Genomic DNA, 16,265 nt, shown 5'->3' with positions numbered 1-16,265 from the left:
TTCAGACGCCCGGGAAGCCGGGCTCGTGGGGTTCGATGCCGGCGTAGGACAGGAATGCGTTGAGCACCTCTCCGTACAGTTCGTTCATCCGTTGACGCACCTCGGGCGTCCACTGGGAGTGGATGCGGCGCAGGACTGTTTCCAGGTCGGCGTTCCAGGTGTCCTCGTGGAAGGCGTAGTCGACCATGTGGAGGACCGCTTCGGTGCCTCCGCGGCGAGCTCGGCCGGCCAGCTGGATGAGATCGACGATCATGCCGGCGACGACCTCCTCCTGGAGGGACTTGTGCATGGCCGTGAACTGCGGGGCCGTCCGCAGGAGAAGGGACAGGCGTTCCCAGGCAGCGTCACGACCGACGGCAAGCGCCTGTGACGGGTTCGAGCTACCGCCGGTCGGCAGGGCCCGCAGACCGGCTGCGTTGATGCTGGCGTACATCTCGGCGGGCTCGCTGAGGAGCGCCAGGGGACGTACGCAGAGGTAGACGGAGCGGACGGCGGAGCGGATGCCGACGACGATGTTGAGCCCCCTGGCAATCAGCGACAGGGGCACGACCAGGATCTTGCCGTGTTTGGGGAAGTCCTCGAACTCCTCGGCGGTGAGGCGTACTGCGACGTTCTCCTTGGGCAGGTCGGGGTCGGCGCGGTGGCGGTCCTCCGCCCGTACCGCGACGCACAATCCGCCGCCGTAGTGGCCGGCTTGCGCGATGCCGCGCGCGAGCCAGGCGCACTGCTGGTAGGAGTTGGCCACCACGAGCACGTGGGCGCGGTCGGGGTCCTGGGCCGCAGCTCGTTCGAGTTCGCGGTGGATCTTCTGGTCGTACAGGTTGCTGCCCAGTTCGATCAGGGCGTCCTTCTTACGGCTGGGGTGGGTGCCTGACACCTTGATGGGCTCCCCGAACAGAGGGTGGCCCTCTCCGTACTCGATACGGTGCTTCCTGGCCCGGATGGACTTGGCCTGCGCGTCGGTCATCCACCACCGGACGGGGGCATGGACGTGTTCGCGCACGGCCTGGGGGAAGTATGCGGTGGCCGACAAGCCCATCACCGGCCGCTCCACAGCGGCCAGGAGGAGCGAGACGACACCGCCGAGCTCGGCGGTGTAGGTGTGCGGGTCACCGGTGATGGTCTGGGCGACAAGGCTGGCGTTCTTCTCCTTGTCATCGAGCCCAGTGATGCGGTAGCCGGTGATGGAACGGCCGAGCATGCCCAGCGGAATCACCGAGGAGACTGCCGTGGCCCGCAGGAGTTCCACGATCTTCTGCGCCGACCGCAGGCCGGAGGAACGGTAGTCCTGGGCCTTGTCCTGAAGTTCGGACAGAGCTTCATCCAGCTCGGTCATGGCAGTGCGCGTCACCAGGAGGTTGATGGCCTTGGCGCGACGTTGAACGTCCTTGATGGAATCCTCGAGAAGCGTGTGCAGCTCCAGCTTCACCATGTCGAGCAGGTGCTCGCCGCGTGGCGCCACGAGGGCACCGAGAGCACGCCGCACGTCGTCCCAGTCGGGTTCGAGCAGGCTCGGTTGGGAGGCGAGCGGATCGAGGCCCCGATATCGGGCCGGCATGAGAGCGTTGAGCCGCTGGAAGAAGTCCGGCGGAATGTCCGCCTCTTCCGCGATCTCCGTCTCGGGCCAGAGCAGGCGGATCAATGCGCGGTCCCGCCCACGGGCCAGGTGCCACCGGGTACTGGTCTGGTCCGGAATGCGGGCCTGGGCTCGCTCGTCCTCCGTGGCGTGCAGGCTGAGGGCGTTTTTGCAGATACTCAGGAGGAGGAACTCCGCCATCAGCCGCACATGGCTGACCGCGGGCAGTAGGTTGTGCTCGTCGTCGATGTGCAGCCGCTTCGCGTCTGTGTCCATCTCCTGCGGCGCTGCGGACCAGTGCCGCCGAGAGTGCAGGACCACCTCGCCGGCGCAGTTGTCGATGGCCCGGGACTGGAACTGGTCCACTTCGTCGACGAGCACGGCGTGGCAGGTCCGAAGCGCGAATTCGGCCGCCGTCATGCTCCGGACGGCCCGGCCGTCCAGGTTCACGCCGATGCGCAGGTTGCCCTGCATGAAGGCGTAGTGGTTCATGATGACGACGTTCGCGGCGCAGGCGTCGTAGACGGGGGTGAACTTCCCGCACGTCGGGATCCAGGGGCAGGCTGCGGAGCCCACCCCCTGACGGCGCAGGTTCACGCACGGTTCGCGCCCGGGCGGGTAGTCGCCGGTGGCCTCCAGGAAGGTCTTCTGTGCGCATCCGTAGGCCAGTTGGTCAAGATCGCGCTCGCCTCGCTCACCCCACTCGCCGGGGAGGTCGGGGTCTTCCTTGATAAGGGAGGCGTGCTTGAGGGCGCGGTCGTGCATCCCGGACGAGGACATCAGGTGGGCGCAACTTGCTTCGTGTTCGATGACCCCCGATTTGTGCAGGTGGTCGAGGTCCCCGCGCACATTCCACGTCGCTGCCAGACACGCCTTGATGTCGGGCAGCACGATGGCGACGCGTAGCTGCTTCGCTGCGAACCATGCCGCCATAACCCGGGCCAGGACGCTCTTGCCGGTGCCGGTCGGGGCGTTGAAGATCTCTGTCCGACCGGCGGTCAGCGTCAGCGCCTCGCGGGGGGACAGGCTGTCGGTGGTCTGCAGCACCTCGAAGAGCTGCTGCAGGGTCTGGTGCAGGTAGCGCTTCTCCGGCGTGTAGCGCAGGTCGATATGCCGGGCCAGGCCAAGGAGTTCGGGCGTGGGGATACGGACGTCGGGCAGGTAGGGGACAGAGGAGACGTGCGGGAGCCGATCGTGGCCGAGCGGGGCGGTGAACTGGGGATAGGTGGGGATGGTGAGCCGCCCCTGAATCTGTCCCTCCCCATTCACGAACATCTCCTGCGTGGCCCATGTCCCCGGACCGGCGAAGTCCGGTGGCTTGGGGCGGCTGCTGGGCCGGCGGAAGCGGGCCGTGAGACGGTCGACGTATCCCGGCAGGTCGCCGCCTACCCGTGGGAAGGCGGCGCTGGCGGTGAACGGGGTGTCACCGACGAGCTCAAAGGGAAGCATCGTCCCCGGGCCGTCGGGGTTGTCTTCGTGCAGGGGCGCGAGCATGGACCGGGCTGTGATCGAGAAGGCCCGGAGACCCGAGATCTCGGCGGGGGCGATGGCGTACACCGCCGTGATCCGCTGCTTCTCCTCATGGGTGAGGCTGTCCCAACGTTCCCACGCCTGGTACTTGCCGGAGACCAGGAACGCCGCCTGTTCAAAGGGGGCAGCGCCGCGTTCGTCCCCGTCCACCGTTTCGGGAAAGTAGTGGGCGGCCAGTGCCAGCGCCGCTAGTACCGCGGTCTCCTTGACAGACGCCTCACTCATGTCCAGCTCACCCCTGCCTCCTTGCACGCCAGTTCGCCGAATTCGGAGGCGGTGACCGCCCTCATCCCGTACCTCTCGCACACCCCAGAGAGCAGCGGGACCTGGCGGGCCCGGTAGTCCGGCACGACCAGCCACTCGGCTCCGCCCTTGTCGCCCTCCTGTGCGTGGATGAGCTTCGCGAGCGTCGTGACCGACGTGTAGTCCTTGACATCGACCTTGAACGACGCCTTTTTGCGTCGCTTTCGCGCGACCTCCACCAGGAGGTCGTAGGCGTCCAGCCCCGGCCACAGGTCCACCTTCAGCCCGCGGTCCTTCAACTGGTCGTACAGGGCCAGCTCCGGAAGCCCCGGCACCGTGGTGTACCTCCAGATTCCGCGGGCGAGCGCCTTGTGCCCCTCCGTGGGCAGCGCCTCGGGCAGAGTCTCGGTGTCCGGATACAGCACTGCTTCCCTCCCGCTCGGGCGGGCCGGAGACGGCTCTGGCAGCAACTCTGGCGCTTTCTCGTCCAACCTTGGTCGGAACAGGTACGCGGCACCCATGTCCGCGTGGGGGGCATGCCAGCAGCGAGCCGACCCCACGATGTTGCCGGCGTTCTTGCGGAGCGTGAGGCGCATCGGCCAACGGCAGACCGGGCAGGGAAACCACCAGCCGTGGTGGACGGACCCGTAGGGGATCTCCTCGTAGAAGTCGACGACCCCCATCGGCAATTTCAGCTTGCGCAGTTGGTCGACCGGACCCGCCGGATACCGGATGAGGTCGGACCGGCCTGCCTCGTAGGCGTTCTGCGTACCCTGCTTTCGTAGAAGCGCGTACGCCGTCTCCTGCTCGATCTCCGACTGGAGCTCCCGGTCACTGATCGCACCCGCGTCCTTGTCGAGCTTCCGCAGGGTATGCAGCAGAATCCGCTGCTCCAGATCGAGGTCGAAGGCATCCTCGGTCACCTGCCCGTCCCTGTCGACGACCAGCAACCCGCCCAGGTCCAAGGCACTCACGCCGTCCGGCAGCAGCCCGGCCAGATCGCCTCTGAGTGCCTTCCGGAACTCGGCGAATGGCAGCGGGCTGCTGGGGCCGCGAGCCGCCAGCATCGTGCCGTGGCATTCCATCAGGGTCGCCAGACGCTGCTCCGGCTTCAAGCCGGGCGACGTCATGGCCTTCGCCGCCCGCAGGGCAGCCCGGGTGACCAGGTAGCGGACCCTGACTTCGTCAAGTGTCTGAGCATCGTCGTGCGTGGGGCTCGTCACAAATCCGCAGCGTAGACCGCACCACTGACAATCACCCCGAGATGGAGGGAATGCCAGCTTCTAGAGTGAGTCGACCGGAAAAGGGCCGAGCCCTGTGGTATCGACCTGCGGATAGAGCTCCCGATAGAGATCGAGATACTCCGCGACATGCCGCTTACCGAGCCTGGTCAATCGCCATCGGTACTCGGCAACGTGCGTGCCCCCTGCCGCCATCACCGGAACGGATTCGACGAAGCCCCGGCTCGGCTGACCGCCGGCTTTCCCCTTGTAGCCCACGCCAATGAAGAAGAGGGACCGGCCCGCCAACCGGTCGTCCTCCAACCCGGTCGGCTCCGCCGCCGCAACCCGTGCCAATACGCCCCACAGCCACTCCGACAGCAGATGCACCGCGTGGTCGGGTTCACGAGGCTCGCCCAGTCCGGCGCGGGCAGCTGCTCGGCCCCGGCGGGTAATCTCCACCAGCACCCGGTCCACATGACCAACGCCGGGATGCTCGACGGCGTCCTCCGTGATGATCAGCAGCCCCCGCCGCTCAAGTGCATGCACGGTCTGGCCAGCGCCAGGATCGTGCACTCCGCCACGCCGAAGGCGTTCCTGCAGGCGGGTATAGCCCACCAGTGACGGTGCGGCCTTGAGGGTCAACGGCAGCTTGCGCCACTCTGCCGCTCGGGGCACTGGCAGACGCTGCACCCGTCGCATCCACATCTCGGTCTCCGTCATACGGTCATCCCGCATGATTTCGCCCAGGTAGATGCGCTGCCGTTCGTTCAACAACTCCCAGGTCTTCAGTGCGGCCTGCGAGGGGTCCTGCTCCCGCTTGCCCGGGATCTGCGGCGCCGGCTCACCTGTACGTGTGCGCATCCAGGCGTCCAGAACCATACGCACGGGCACGCCGTAGACCTTCGCAAGAGGAGCGAGCAACCTGCCGGTCGTCTGGGCGTCCTGCCACCTCCGGCCACGCACCTCGCGACCGCTCTCCAGAGCCGCCACCTTGGCTGCGGACACGCACAGCTCACGTCCGGCTGATGATGCTCGCAGCAGTTCAGCGACTCGGTCGAGGGGCAGTCCAGCGGCATAACGAAGATCGATCAACGTTTCCGCACCGCGCTGAGCTCCGGTGAGCGCTCCCGAGTCGCACCCCAACGCCTTGGCCAGCTGGTCCAACCGGGCCGGAGTGGGCGAGTGCCTGCCCTCCTCGTAGAAGAAGATCATCCTTTCCGACACCCCCGCCCGCGCCGCCAGTTCCGCTCGTGTCAGCCCCAGCTCTTCGCGCCGGGCCGCCAGGCGGCTCGGCTCGATTCTGCGAAGGGGCGCAGGCATAGCTCCATAAGAACCAGGCTGAAGACTTCATTGCAACCGTGCCTCTGCTGTCGGCCCTACTGCTGGCATGGATCAACGCTGACATCGGCGAGCCGTCCCCCGAACGGTGCGCTCCACCCGACCGCTCCGTCGTCCTTGAGTCTGTACGGTCTCCGGCGATCTTCCGGCCGGAATAGTGCGGTACCGCTATCGATTGATCCTCCTGTAGTGATCGCAGGAGGGGGCGCTGGTGAGCGACCTGAAGCTGTTCCATCTGGATGCCGATGGCCGGGACATCGAGCTGCAGGGTTCGACGGTGGCGCTGGAGGTGGAGCTTCAGCATCGGATCGAGGCGGGGATGGAGGCGATGCTCGGCATCCGTTTCCTGGCGTCCGAGTACCCGACAGGGCCCTGGCACCGGGGCCGGATCGACACGCTCGGGCTCGACGAGAACAACACGCCCGTCGTGGTGGAATACAAGAAGGGCTCCGACAGCGGGGTCCTGTCGCAGGCCGTCTCCTACCTGTCGTGGTTGGAATCGGCGCATCACGAGTTCGAGGCACTGGTCAAGGAGAAGCTGGGTGCTGAGGCGGCCGAGTCGATCGACTGGCGGAACCCGCGGATGGTCTGTATCGCGGCCAGCTTCTCCCACCACGACCGGGTCGCGGTGCAGCGACTGCGCGAGCGAATCGACCTGGTGCGCTACCGCGTCTTCGACGGTGCGCTGCTGAGCCTGTTGCTGATCGAGTCCGCACCCGGCTCTCCGAGCCACGCTCCGGCTCGGCGGCAGCATCGGGAGCGGGAGTTCACAGCCGGTGCCGCCGGCGGGGACGGGAAACCGTCGGTCCAGGCGATCCCGGGCGCGCCCCCGGCCTGCCTGCGGGACCTGTACGCCGAACTGGACGAGGCCCTGACCGCGTGGGGCGAGGTCGAGGTGGCTCAGCTGATGCACTACATCGCCTACCGGCGCATGGTGAACCTCGCCTCGGTAATCTTCCGCCCGAAGCACGAGGTGATCCTCGTCTACCTCAGAATCGACCCGAACACGGTCGAGCTGGAGGAGGGCTTCTCCCGCGACATGCGCGGCATCGGCCACCTCGGGACGGGCGACCTGGAGCTGCGGATCGCCTCGGCAGCCGACCTGGAAAAGGCCGGGCCACTGATCCGGCGGGCATTCGAGGCGGCCTAGCGTTTCTCGAGAACCGTCCGGATGATAGGGCGCAAGTGTCCCATCAGTTGGGCGATGCAGGCTTCTTCGATTTGGAGCGTGTCGGTAGCGAGCGAGAGACCTCTTCCCTCCTAACCAGCACAAGGAGCAGCTAGGAGGCTAGGACGGGTGAAGCCGTCGTGATCGAGTCAAGTTTGCGTGGTGGGGCAGGTTTGCTGCGGTCAGGCGGTGAGTCCGGCTCTTCGGAGGTAGTCGTCCACGGTTCGGTCGTAGGTTTTGGTCGCGGTGCGGAGCGGGGTGGGATGGTCGGCGTCGGTGAGGTCGGCCAGTCCGGTTCTCAGTACGCGGTCGTGGACGCGGGTGAGGAAGAGTGCCTGTTCGTGGCCGGGTGGGGTGAGGTGGTAGCGGTGGGTGCGCGGGATGCGTTCGATGAGGCCGTGGGCGCGCAGGCGGCGCAGGTCGTAGGACATCTGCCCGGCGGTGATGGTCTCGGGTGGCTTCCCGAGGAGGGGTGCGAGTAAGACGCGCAGGTCGCGGTTGGCGAATCCGCGGGGCAGGAGCCGGAAGACCAGCAGGGCGTGCAGGAGGGCCTGGGCGCGTGGGTCGGCGAAGCGCAGGCCGGGGATGCGGGTGCCCTCGGCGGTGACGATGGGATCGGTGACGGCGGACAGTGCTTGTGCGCCTCGGGCGGGGTCGTGGCTGAGTCGTTGGACGCCGAGCAGGCGCCGGTTGGCGGTGAAGCCGATCTGCCGCAGGGCGGGCAGGTTGGTCAGCCGTTTGCCGATGTCGAAGTCGCGGGTGTTGTTGATGGTGGTCTCGGTCCGTAGCGCGCGTCCTTCCTTGTGGTACTGCTTGATCCTGGTGCTCTTGTAGTCGATGTGCAGGCTGGGGATGACGCCGTCGGTCAGCACGCGGGTGCGGAAGACTCCGGGGGTGGGTCGCTTGCGGCCGTGGTGGATGCGCCGGTCGAAGATCAGGGAGACCTGGTCGGGGCGGCCGAGGTCGAGGTTGTCGCGGATGACCTGCTCGAAGAAGATCCGCCCCGACACCGGGCGGTCGAGCATCTGGGTGAGAGAGAACTCGGCCTGCAGGATGGACACCTCGTAGCGGTAACCCGCGGCCCGGTCGGCCGGGCTGAAGGGGTGCGGGAGGCGTGCGAGCCACTTGCGCAGCAGGGCGTCGATCTGGGCGGGGCCGAGGGTGTCGCAGATGGCCTGCAGGGCGGCGGGGTCCTGGACGGCGGCGAAGGCGTTGTCCAGCGGAGTGAAGCCGAGCCCGGCCTTGGCGGCCTGGCGTTTGGCCCACTCGTTGCCGTTGATGCAGAGCTTGGCGTTGTAGTGGAAGTAGGCGCAGAACTTGAGGAAGAACGGACCGAAGTCCTCATCCACGCAGTAGAAGTAGAACTGGTTGACCACCCCGGTGGTCTTCACGATCCACGGGTAGCTCCTGCCCTCGGCGTCGCGGCGCTTCTCGGTGCGGAAGACCCTGCTCTTCTCCTGCGCCCGGCCGATGAACAGCACCCCTTCGTCGCCGTGGAAGCGGGCGAGGTACTCGTGGGCGAGGTCGTCCTTGCGCTGTCCCTTGGCGAAATCCACCCACGGCAGGGCGCGGTCGCGGGCGAAGGCGCGGACCGCTGCCGTGAACGCGTCGGTGATCTGGGCCATCGGCGCGGTCGAGGCCACCGGCAGCCCCAACTGCCGGTGGACATACCCGACCAGCCCGGCCGCGAACTGCAGCTGCGGCACGTACACGTTGAGGTACATCCGGTCGATGCACTCCACCTCGAAGACCGTGTGCGGACCCAGGACATCGGCGACGGTGCGCGGTAGCGTCATGACGGGCTCCGGTCGGACAGCGGCCGCCGATGCGGCCAACCACTGCCCAGAGCAGTACTACTCCGGCGACCGCGTGTCACCGTCTGCTGCCGACCGGAGTCTCCACACACCCCCGAAAGCCGCCACCACCGGACATGGCTCGTCGGGCTGGGGCAAAGCCCCGTTAGTAATACTCCCGGATGTATCCCAGTGCCTTCCCGAAGACATCCTGGTCGCGGATCTTGAACTTGATGTAGAGCGCCTTTCGAAGCGCCTGTTGGACGAGGCGATCGCCTTCGTTGGTGCCCTGCCAGCCGTCAAAGCGGACGGTACGGACGACGGAGTCGACCTCGTCGACGACCTTCTCGGCGATGATCGGGGTCTCCTCGCCCTTGAGTGACTCGAAGAGGTCGGTCAAGGCGGCCTTTCCGCGCTCCTCGCGGGGCACCTCAGCGGCGGCTTTCTCCGCTGCGACTGTGTCTCGCGCCAGTGCGAAGAGCTCCTTGAGGAACTCCAGCGATGCCTGCTGGGAGTGGGCGTATTTCTCCCGCAGAGCATTCAATCGCTGGCCAAGTTCGATGAAGGCCGGGTTGCCGACGTGCTTGGCGATGCGGGCGGTGATCCACTTCTCGACCTCGACGGGGTCGATGTCCTTGCGCTTGCCTGTCATCAGGTCCTCGATAACCTGCGCATCGAGGACGATGGTCTCCAGGTCGGTGCGGGGGACCTCGACGGTGACGTGCTCGTTTATGAGCTCAAGGGTCTTGGCGCCCAGCGTGTGCCAGACCAGTCGGCCGGTGACGTCGGTGGGCTGCACGGACCGGTAGACGTCGGTCAGCCAGCGGTAGTCCGACTCGTACTCGGACAGGATCGAGTCCGGGGAGAGGGTCTCCCACAGCTGGGCGACGAAGCTGTATGCAGCTCCGAAGGCGTCACGGGACTCATCGGAGTCGATCGCGGTCTGCGCCTGGATCAGGCCCTCATAGCCGCCGACGGTGCGGTTGACACCCGGGAAGAATGCCAGAGCAGCCTCGATCGCGGGGCCGAGCTGCTCGCGGAGTACAGCGATGTTGGAGATGACCTGCTGGACGGACTTGTCGTCGAACTCGAAGGCCTTGGCGACGTCGTCGAAGATGCCGAGGTAGTCCACTATCAGGCCGTGGGTCTTCGCGGGCGGATAGACCCGATTCGTACGGCAGATTGCCTGGAGCAGGGTGTGCTCGCGCAGGGGCTTGTCAATGTACTGGGCGTAGAGGATCGGGGCGTCGAAGCCGGTGAGCAGCTTCGCGGTTACAATGATGATCTTCAACGGGTCGGCCGGGTCGTTGAAGCGAGCGGTGATTCGCTCCAGCTCCTCCCGACCCGGCGTCCACTGCTTCCACGCTAGCTTGTCACCGCGACCGGCGGACATCACGATCGTGGACACGTCCGGACCCAGCAGGCCGTCAAGCTCTTTCTTGTAAGCCACGCAGGTAGCCTTGTCGTAGACCACGACCTGCGCCTTGAAGCCCTGCGGCTCGACCTTGGTGGTGAAGTGCTCGGCGATGTCGGCGGCGATCTTGCGGACCCGGTCGGGGGCCTTGATCAGCGCCTCCAGGGAGGCGGCCTTCTTCGACAGGGTGGTGCGGTCCTCCTCGGTGAGCCCGTGGCGGTCGGCGAGTTCGGCGAAGGCGGCGACGATCGCCTCCTCGTCCAGGTGGATCTCCGAGAGACGTGGCTCGAAGTGCAGCGGCAGGGTGGCGCCGTCGCGGATGGAGTCGGAGAAGGAGTAGCGCGAGAGATACCCGTGCTCGTCGGCCTCGGAGCCGAACCACATGAACGTGTTGCGGTCGCGCTTGTTGATCGGCGTCCCGGTCAGCCCAAACAGGAACGCGTTAGGCAGTGCCTCGCGCATCTTGCGGCCGTAGTCGCCCTCCTGGGAGCGGTGGGCCTCGTCGACCATGACAATGATGTTGTCGCGCGCGTCCAGCACCCCGGGTGCTTCGCCGAACTTGTGGATCGTGGTGATGATGATCTTCCGCGCCCCCGCGCCCAGGAGCTCCTGTAGCTCCCTGCGGGACTCGGTGGAGACCAGGTTCGGTACGTCGGAGGCGTTGAACGTCGCGGTGATCTGGGTGTCCAGGTCGATCCGGTCGACCACAATGATCACGGTCGGCGAGGTCAGCCCCGCCATCGCGCGCAGCTTCTGCGCAGTGAACACCATCAGGAGCGACTTCCCCGACCCCTGGAAGTGCCAGATCAGCCCCTGCTTGATCCGCCCGTGCAGCACCCGCTCCACGATCAGGTTGGTCGCCTGGAGCTGCTGGAACCGCGCGATCACCTTGATCTTGCGGTGCTTCTTGTCGGTCGCAAACAGCGTGAAGAACCGCAGGAAGTCCAAGATCGCATCCGGATCCAGGACGCCCTCAACCGCCTCCTTGACTGCCGCGAGGCCTACCTTCACGGACGTGTGGTCGTCACCGGACTCATCCGCCCGCCACGGCCCCCACAGCTCCACCGGCATCCCGACCGACCCGTAGCGGAAGTCCTTGCCTTCGGTGGCGAAGTTGAGCACGTTCGGCACGAAGAACGCCGGCACGTTGACCTCGTAGTCCTCCTTGACCTGCGCGGCCGCGTCGATCCAGGAGTACGCCGGCCGGACCGGCGACTTCGCTTCCCCCACGACGAGGGGGAAGCCGTTGCACCAGATCACCAGGTCGAAGCGCCGCTCCAGCCGCCCGACTCTGTAGGTCACTTCGGTAGAGACGATCCAGTTGTTCGCACTGTGCTCGTCGGGGTGGTCGAAGTCGATCAGTTTGACGGTCACATGCTCGCCATCGGGCCCGAACGGCATCGACTTCTGCCCTGTGAGCCATGCCGCGAACTCCTCGTTCGCAACCGTCGGATTCGGCGTGTTGCGCGCGGAGATCAGAATCGCCCGCAGCTGGTAGATCACCTCATCGGCCAGACGCGGATCCGCCTCGATGGTCGGGTTGAGGCGGATTAACGCCGCCCGCACCTGCTGCTCCAGCATGACCTCATCGGTGCGCCGCGGCAGATGATCCCCCGGCACGAACCGCACGTCCACCGACTCCAACAGATCCCGGACGAAGTCGCGGACGGTGTTCGCCTCGTTGAAGGTCACTCGGCACCTCCGAAGATCTCGGCAGACACGGTGCCTCGTGAGGTATCCAGTGCGCGGAGATCGGACTGCGCCAACTCCACCGCTTCACCCAATCGCGCAAGCCTGTCAAGGAACTTGTTCTGTTCCTCAGCGGTTGCCGTCGGGAAGGCCAAGCGAGACAACGACTGACGGTTGATCTTGACCATGCTTGTCGCACTCCCGGCGGCGTTTCTCCTCATGTGCTTGCGCCCATGGGGGCTCGCGAGGACTGCCTCTGCAAATGCGGGCTGAACGTCGTCAACGAAATGCAGACGCATCATCGTGTCTGGGAACGAGACGTCTGACCGATCCTCCGTGAAAATGCAGGGGCGGCCGACAGCCTCGACTGTGTTCGCTCTCGAGATCAACAGATCGCCCTGATTGAGTCTGGCCGCCCTCACCTCGGGACTGTCCGGAACGTTCTTCAGTTGGCCAGCGCGGTAGCCAAACTGCCCGATGGCTGCCAGCGACAGCACATAGTGGTCTGTCACCTCGTCAACAGGTGCGGCGGACCATCCGCTCTCGGGGGACCGAGCCCATACACGCTCGAATGGCACAGCTTCTCTGTCCACGAGGCTGCCGATCGAAGTGCCTAGCCATGCGTACCTAGCACTGAGGCCTGCCGCTATCGCGCTCACGACCGAACGCCGGTACCCCTCGATGGCCCAGAGGAGGTCGGCGAGGCGCTGTTGTTCGTCGAGGGGTGGGAGGTCGAACTCGTAGTTCGCCAGCTCTGTCCAGTTGATGTACGGATTGACCGAACCGCGGGAGTTAGCAACCGCGTACGAGTGGAACACCTCAGCACTGATGATGAACGGCAAGAACCGCTGGAGCAGGACCGACTCATCACGGCTCTCCAGCACGAAGGTCTTTTCTCCCGTAATACCCTCAAACTCCGGGACGGCTGCCTTACGCAGGTAGGAGCGTCGTGAGACGTAGAGGACGTGGCCAGGCTTGAACCGCTTGTAAAACATCGGCCCGATCGGGTCGCGCCCGATGACGCCCCACTGGGTGATTGCGAGGTCGTTGCTAGGGATGTGCTCGCCCGCGAGGAAGCGCTCAAGTCCAGACGTCTCAGCATCGACGCGATCGGTGACGTGCTTGGCGACGTCGCCGAGGGCGACGCGTTTCCAGGCGGACTTGTCCAGGTTGAGGTTCACTGAGACACCTCCTCGCCGAGCATGGCCAGAACTTTTTCGACCGCCCGGTCGGACTCCGCTGCAGCCGCACGCCAATTCCTCAGTGCGACATCGAGCGACTCACCAGCAACGCTAGCGCTGCTGCCCGTCGCTGAGGTGACGTACGAGGAGATGGCCAGCGAGTACCTACGCTCGCGGACCTCATCAATGGTCGCCACGGCTGCGAGGCCGTCGACGGCCTCGAAAGCCTGGTAGGCATCGAGGATCCTCGTCTGGTTCGCTGCGCGGAGGAATGACTGCGTCCGCTCGCGCGCAACCTCCTTGCTCGCATCGATCAGCAGAATCCTGCCTCGCCTCTTGCGTGGCTTCTGCGTGCGCAGGATGACAACGGCTGCTGGCATCGGCGAGTTGTAGAACAGCCCTTCGCCAAGCCCGAGCACGCACTCGACCATGTCGGATTCGACCAAGCCCTCCCGCACGATGACCTCATCGCGACGGAACAGCACACCGTGCGGCAGGAGGATCGCAGCCCGACCAGTCCTCGGATCGAGGCTCTTCGCGATGTGCTGCAGGAAAGCGTAGTCAGCCCGGTTCTGTGGCGGGACGCCCCACATGTTGCGGCCGTAGGGGTCCTTCATGAACGCGGCCCGGTTCCAGGTCTTGATGGAGTACGGCGGGTTGGCCAGGATGACGTCGAAAGTCCGCAGCCGGCCGTGAGCGTCGAGGAAGGCTGGCTTGGCGAGGATGTCGCCGTGGGCAATGTGGCCGTCTGCGATGCCGTGGAGGAAGAGGTTCATCTTCGCGATCGCCGAGGTGCCGTAGTTGAGCTCCTGGCCGTACAGGCGCAGGCTGCGCCACTCCTTGCCCTGGCGCTTGAGCTCGGCGACGGTGGAGATCAGCATGCCGCCTGTGCCGCAGGTGGGGTCGTAGACCGACTCCCCCGGCTGAGGTTCCAGCATCATGGTCATCAGGTGCACGAGCGTGCGGTTGGTGTAGAACTCCTGGGCAGTGTGGCCGGAGTCATCGGCGAACTTCTTGATCAGGTACTCATAGCCCTGCCCGAGCTCGTCCTCTGGCAGGTTCGCCACCGACAGCGTCTTGGTCGAGAAGTGCTCGATCAGATCGGACAGGGTCGAGTCGGGGAGCAGGTCCTTGTTGGTCCACTCGCCGTCGCTGAAAACGCCGGTGAGGGTGTCGGGGTTGGCGGACTCGATGGCCCGCATCGCGGCCCTAAGTGCGGTGCCAACGTTGCTGGTGACCTTGCGCAGGTCGGCCCAGTGGGCGCCGTCGGGGACGGCGAAGCGGTGGTTCTCCGGGAGGTCGGCAAACTCCTCGTCGCCGTACACCTCCAGGGCGGCGGCGTGTTCCTCGTCGTAGACGTCAGAGAGGCGCTTGAGGAAGACCAGGGGGAAGATGTACTGCTTGTAGTCGCCGGCGTCGATCAGGCCGCGCAGCAGCACTGCGGCGCCCCACAGGTAGGACTCCAGTTCCCGCTGGGTGATCCGCTTCGGGCTCGTCGTGATCATGCGCCCAGCCCCCACTTCGTCAGCTCGGCCTCCAGCGCTGCGCGGGTCTCGCGGGTCTTCGCGTGCGCGGTCTCCAGGTCGGCCAAGGCCTGCTCCAGGGTGATCTGCTCGCCGACTTCGGCCGGCTCGACGTACAGCGGGATGTTCAGGTTCCAGCCGTTGGCCTTGATGTCGTCCAGGGTCGCGACCGCGGCCAGGCCGGGCTGGTCGGCGTACTGCTGATACGCCTTCAGGAGGGTCTCGGCGTGGTCGGGCTCGAGGGTGTACTGGTTGCGGCCGCGCTTGAAGAGCAACTCTCCGTTGATGAAGAGCACCTTGTCCTGCTGCTCGACGGGGCGCTGGTGACGCAGGATCAGCACGCAGGCGGCCAGGCCGGCGCCGTAGAACAGGTTGGGCGCCAAGCCGATGACGGCCTCCACGAAGCCAGCTTTGAGGATGTGCTCGCGGATGCGGCCCTCGGCGTTCTGACGGAACAGTGCGCCCTGCGGGAGGACGACTGCGACCCTTCCTCCGGTAGGCGCGGCGGAGGTGAGCATGTGCTGGACCCAGGCCCAGTCGGCGTATCCCTTCGGCGGCACCCCGCCCAACTTATTACGACCCCACGGATCGGAGGCCCACTGCTCATGGCCCCAGTTCTTCAACGAGAACGGCGGGTTGGCGATCACGCAGTCGAACCTGGCCAGCCGGCCGTGGTCAAAGTAGGCCGGGTCGCGCAGCGTGTCACCGCGCTCGACGTGGAAGTCCTCCACGCCGTGCAGCAGCAGGTTCATCCGGGCGATCGCGGAAGTGGTGAGCACCTTCTCCTGGCCGTACAACTTGCCGAGTACGGTCTTCGGGTCACCGCCGAGGGCCCTGATGTGCTGGATGACCTCGATCAGCATGCCACCGGTACCACAGGCCGGGTCGTAGACCGTCTCGCCCTCCCGGGGGTCGAGGATGTTGACCAGCAGTGCGACCACCTCGCGCGGGGTGTAGTACTCGCCGGCCTTCTTGTTGGACTGGTCGGCGAACCGCTTGATCAGGTACTCGTACGCCTGCCCCAGCACGTCGGGAGCGGCCTGGGAGATCGAAAGGACCTTGGTCGAGAAATGCTCGATCAGGTCAATCAGCTTACTGTTCGGGAGCTTGTCCTTGTTGGTCCAGGTCGCGCCGCCGAAGATGCCGTACAGCGTGCCCTGGTTGGCCTGTTCGACCCCGCGGAAGGCGGTCTTGAGCGCCTCACCGACGCTCTCGGTCCGCTCGCGCACGTCTACCCAGTGGCATCCCTCGGGGATGGTGAACCGGTGGTTCTCTTCGAACGCCGCATACGTGTGGTCGCCACCGGACTCGTCCAGCGCGCGGGCGTACTCCTCGTCGTACACATCGCTGATCCGCTTGAAGAACATCAACGGGAAGATGTACGCCTTGAAGTCCGCCTGATCGATGCTGCCCCGCAGCAGATCAGCCGCCTTCGCCAGATACGACTCTAGCTCCCCCAACGTCAACGGCACCGGAAGCTCCTGCTCCCCCACACCGACTGCCCTCGACCCCACTCGATCACTGCCCGCTTCCTCGGCTTGCTCAGCTCGTCGTCCTGGTGAGGACGTGTCGGAGCCTAGCGGGATC

At 65.9% G+C, this 16,265-nt stretch carries 9 protein-coding genes; 1 reads left to right on the top strand and 8 read right to left on the bottom strand.

The window, feature by feature from the left end; translation table 11 throughout:
- Position 1 precedes the first annotated feature (1 nt).
- The 3 genes from ACWD3C_RS21840 to ACWD3C_RS21830 are packed head-to-tail and all read right to left on the bottom strand — an operon-like array spanning position 2 to position 5,892.
- Complete coding sequence (locus ACWD3C_RS21840) at positions 2-3,331, bottom strand: hypothetical protein (RefSeq protein ID WP_451146290.1); 3,330 nt, start codon at positions 3,329-3,331, stop codon at positions 2-4.
- Entirely contained in the window at positions 3,328-4,572 is a 1,245-nt protein-coding gene (locus tag ACWD3C_RS21835) for a restriction endonuclease-related protein (protein WP_451146289.1), read from the bottom strand. Before ACWD3C_RS21835 ends, ACWD3C_RS21840 begins: the two co-directional genes overlap by 4 nt.
- 60 nt (positions 4,573-4,632) lie before the next feature.
- Positions 4,633-5,892 (bottom strand): helix-turn-helix domain-containing protein, encoded by a 1,260-nt coding sequence (locus tag ACWD3C_RS21830; protein WP_451146287.1) that lies wholly within the window; start codon positions 5,890-5,892, stop codon positions 4,633-4,635.
- 229 nt (positions 5,893-6,121) lie between these two features.
- On the opposite strand from ACWD3C_RS21830, the gene ACWD3C_RS21825 reads away from it, so the two are divergent.
- Complete coding sequence (locus ACWD3C_RS21825; protein ID WP_451146285.1) at positions 6,122-7,060, top strand: DUF5655 domain-containing protein; 939 nt, start codon at positions 6,122-6,124, stop codon at positions 7,058-7,060.
- Between the two features lie 200 nt (positions 7,061-7,260).
- On the opposite strand, the gene ACWD3C_RS21820 is transcribed toward ACWD3C_RS21825, so the two are convergent.
- The 5 genes from ACWD3C_RS21820 to ACWD3C_RS21800 form a co-directional block, all read right to left on the bottom strand.
- A complete protein-coding gene (locus ACWD3C_RS21820; protein ID WP_451146283.1) occupies positions 7,261-8,874 on the bottom strand; it encodes a hypothetical protein in 1,614 nt (537 codons plus the stop codon).
- 163 nt (positions 8,875-9,037) lie between these two features.
- Positions 9,038-11,977, bottom strand: a complete 2,940-nt coding sequence (locus tag ACWD3C_RS21815) for a type I restriction endonuclease subunit R (RefSeq protein ID WP_451146281.1) — start codon at positions 11,975-11,977, stop codon at positions 9,038-9,040.
- Complete coding sequence (locus tag ACWD3C_RS21810) at positions 11,974-13,155, bottom strand: restriction endonuclease subunit S (protein ID WP_451146279.1); 1,182 nt, start codon at positions 13,153-13,155, stop codon at positions 11,974-11,976. The genes ACWD3C_RS21815 and ACWD3C_RS21810 overlap by 4 nt, the downstream gene beginning before the upstream one ends.
- Positions 13,152-14,660, bottom strand: a complete 1,509-nt coding sequence (locus ACWD3C_RS21805; RefSeq protein ID WP_451146277.1) for a type I restriction-modification system subunit M — start codon at positions 14,658-14,660, stop codon at positions 13,152-13,154. Before ACWD3C_RS21805 ends, ACWD3C_RS21810 begins: the two co-directional genes overlap by 4 nt.
- Positions 14,657-16,150, bottom strand: a complete 1,494-nt coding sequence (locus ACWD3C_RS21800; protein ID WP_451146275.1) for an N-6 DNA methylase — start codon at positions 16,148-16,150, stop codon at positions 14,657-14,659. The genes ACWD3C_RS21805 and ACWD3C_RS21800 overlap by 4 nt, the downstream gene beginning before the upstream one ends.
- Positions 16,151-16,265 lie beyond the last annotated feature (115 nt).

The sequence above is a fragment of the Streptomyces sp. NPDC002845 genome (genome assembly GCF_053591955.1).
This window is presented reverse-complemented; position numbering and strand designations above follow the sequence as displayed.

Coding starts and splice junctions, on each gene's coding strand:
- ACWD3C_RS21830 (WP_451146287.1), bottom strand. CDS start 5,892: ATGCCTGCGCCCCTTCGCAGAATCGAGCCGAGCCGCCTGGCGGCCCGG.
- ACWD3C_RS21840 (WP_451146290.1), bottom strand. CDS start 3,331: ATGAGTGAGGCGTCTGTCAAGGAGACCGCGGTACTAGCGGCGCTGGCA.
- ACWD3C_RS21805 (WP_451146277.1), bottom strand. CDS start 14,660: ATGATCACGACGAGCCCGAAGCGGATCACCCAGCGGGAACTGGAGTCC.
- ACWD3C_RS21820 (WP_451146283.1), bottom strand. CDS start 8,874: ATGACGCTACCGCGCACCGTCGCCGATGTCCTGGGTCCGCACACGGTC.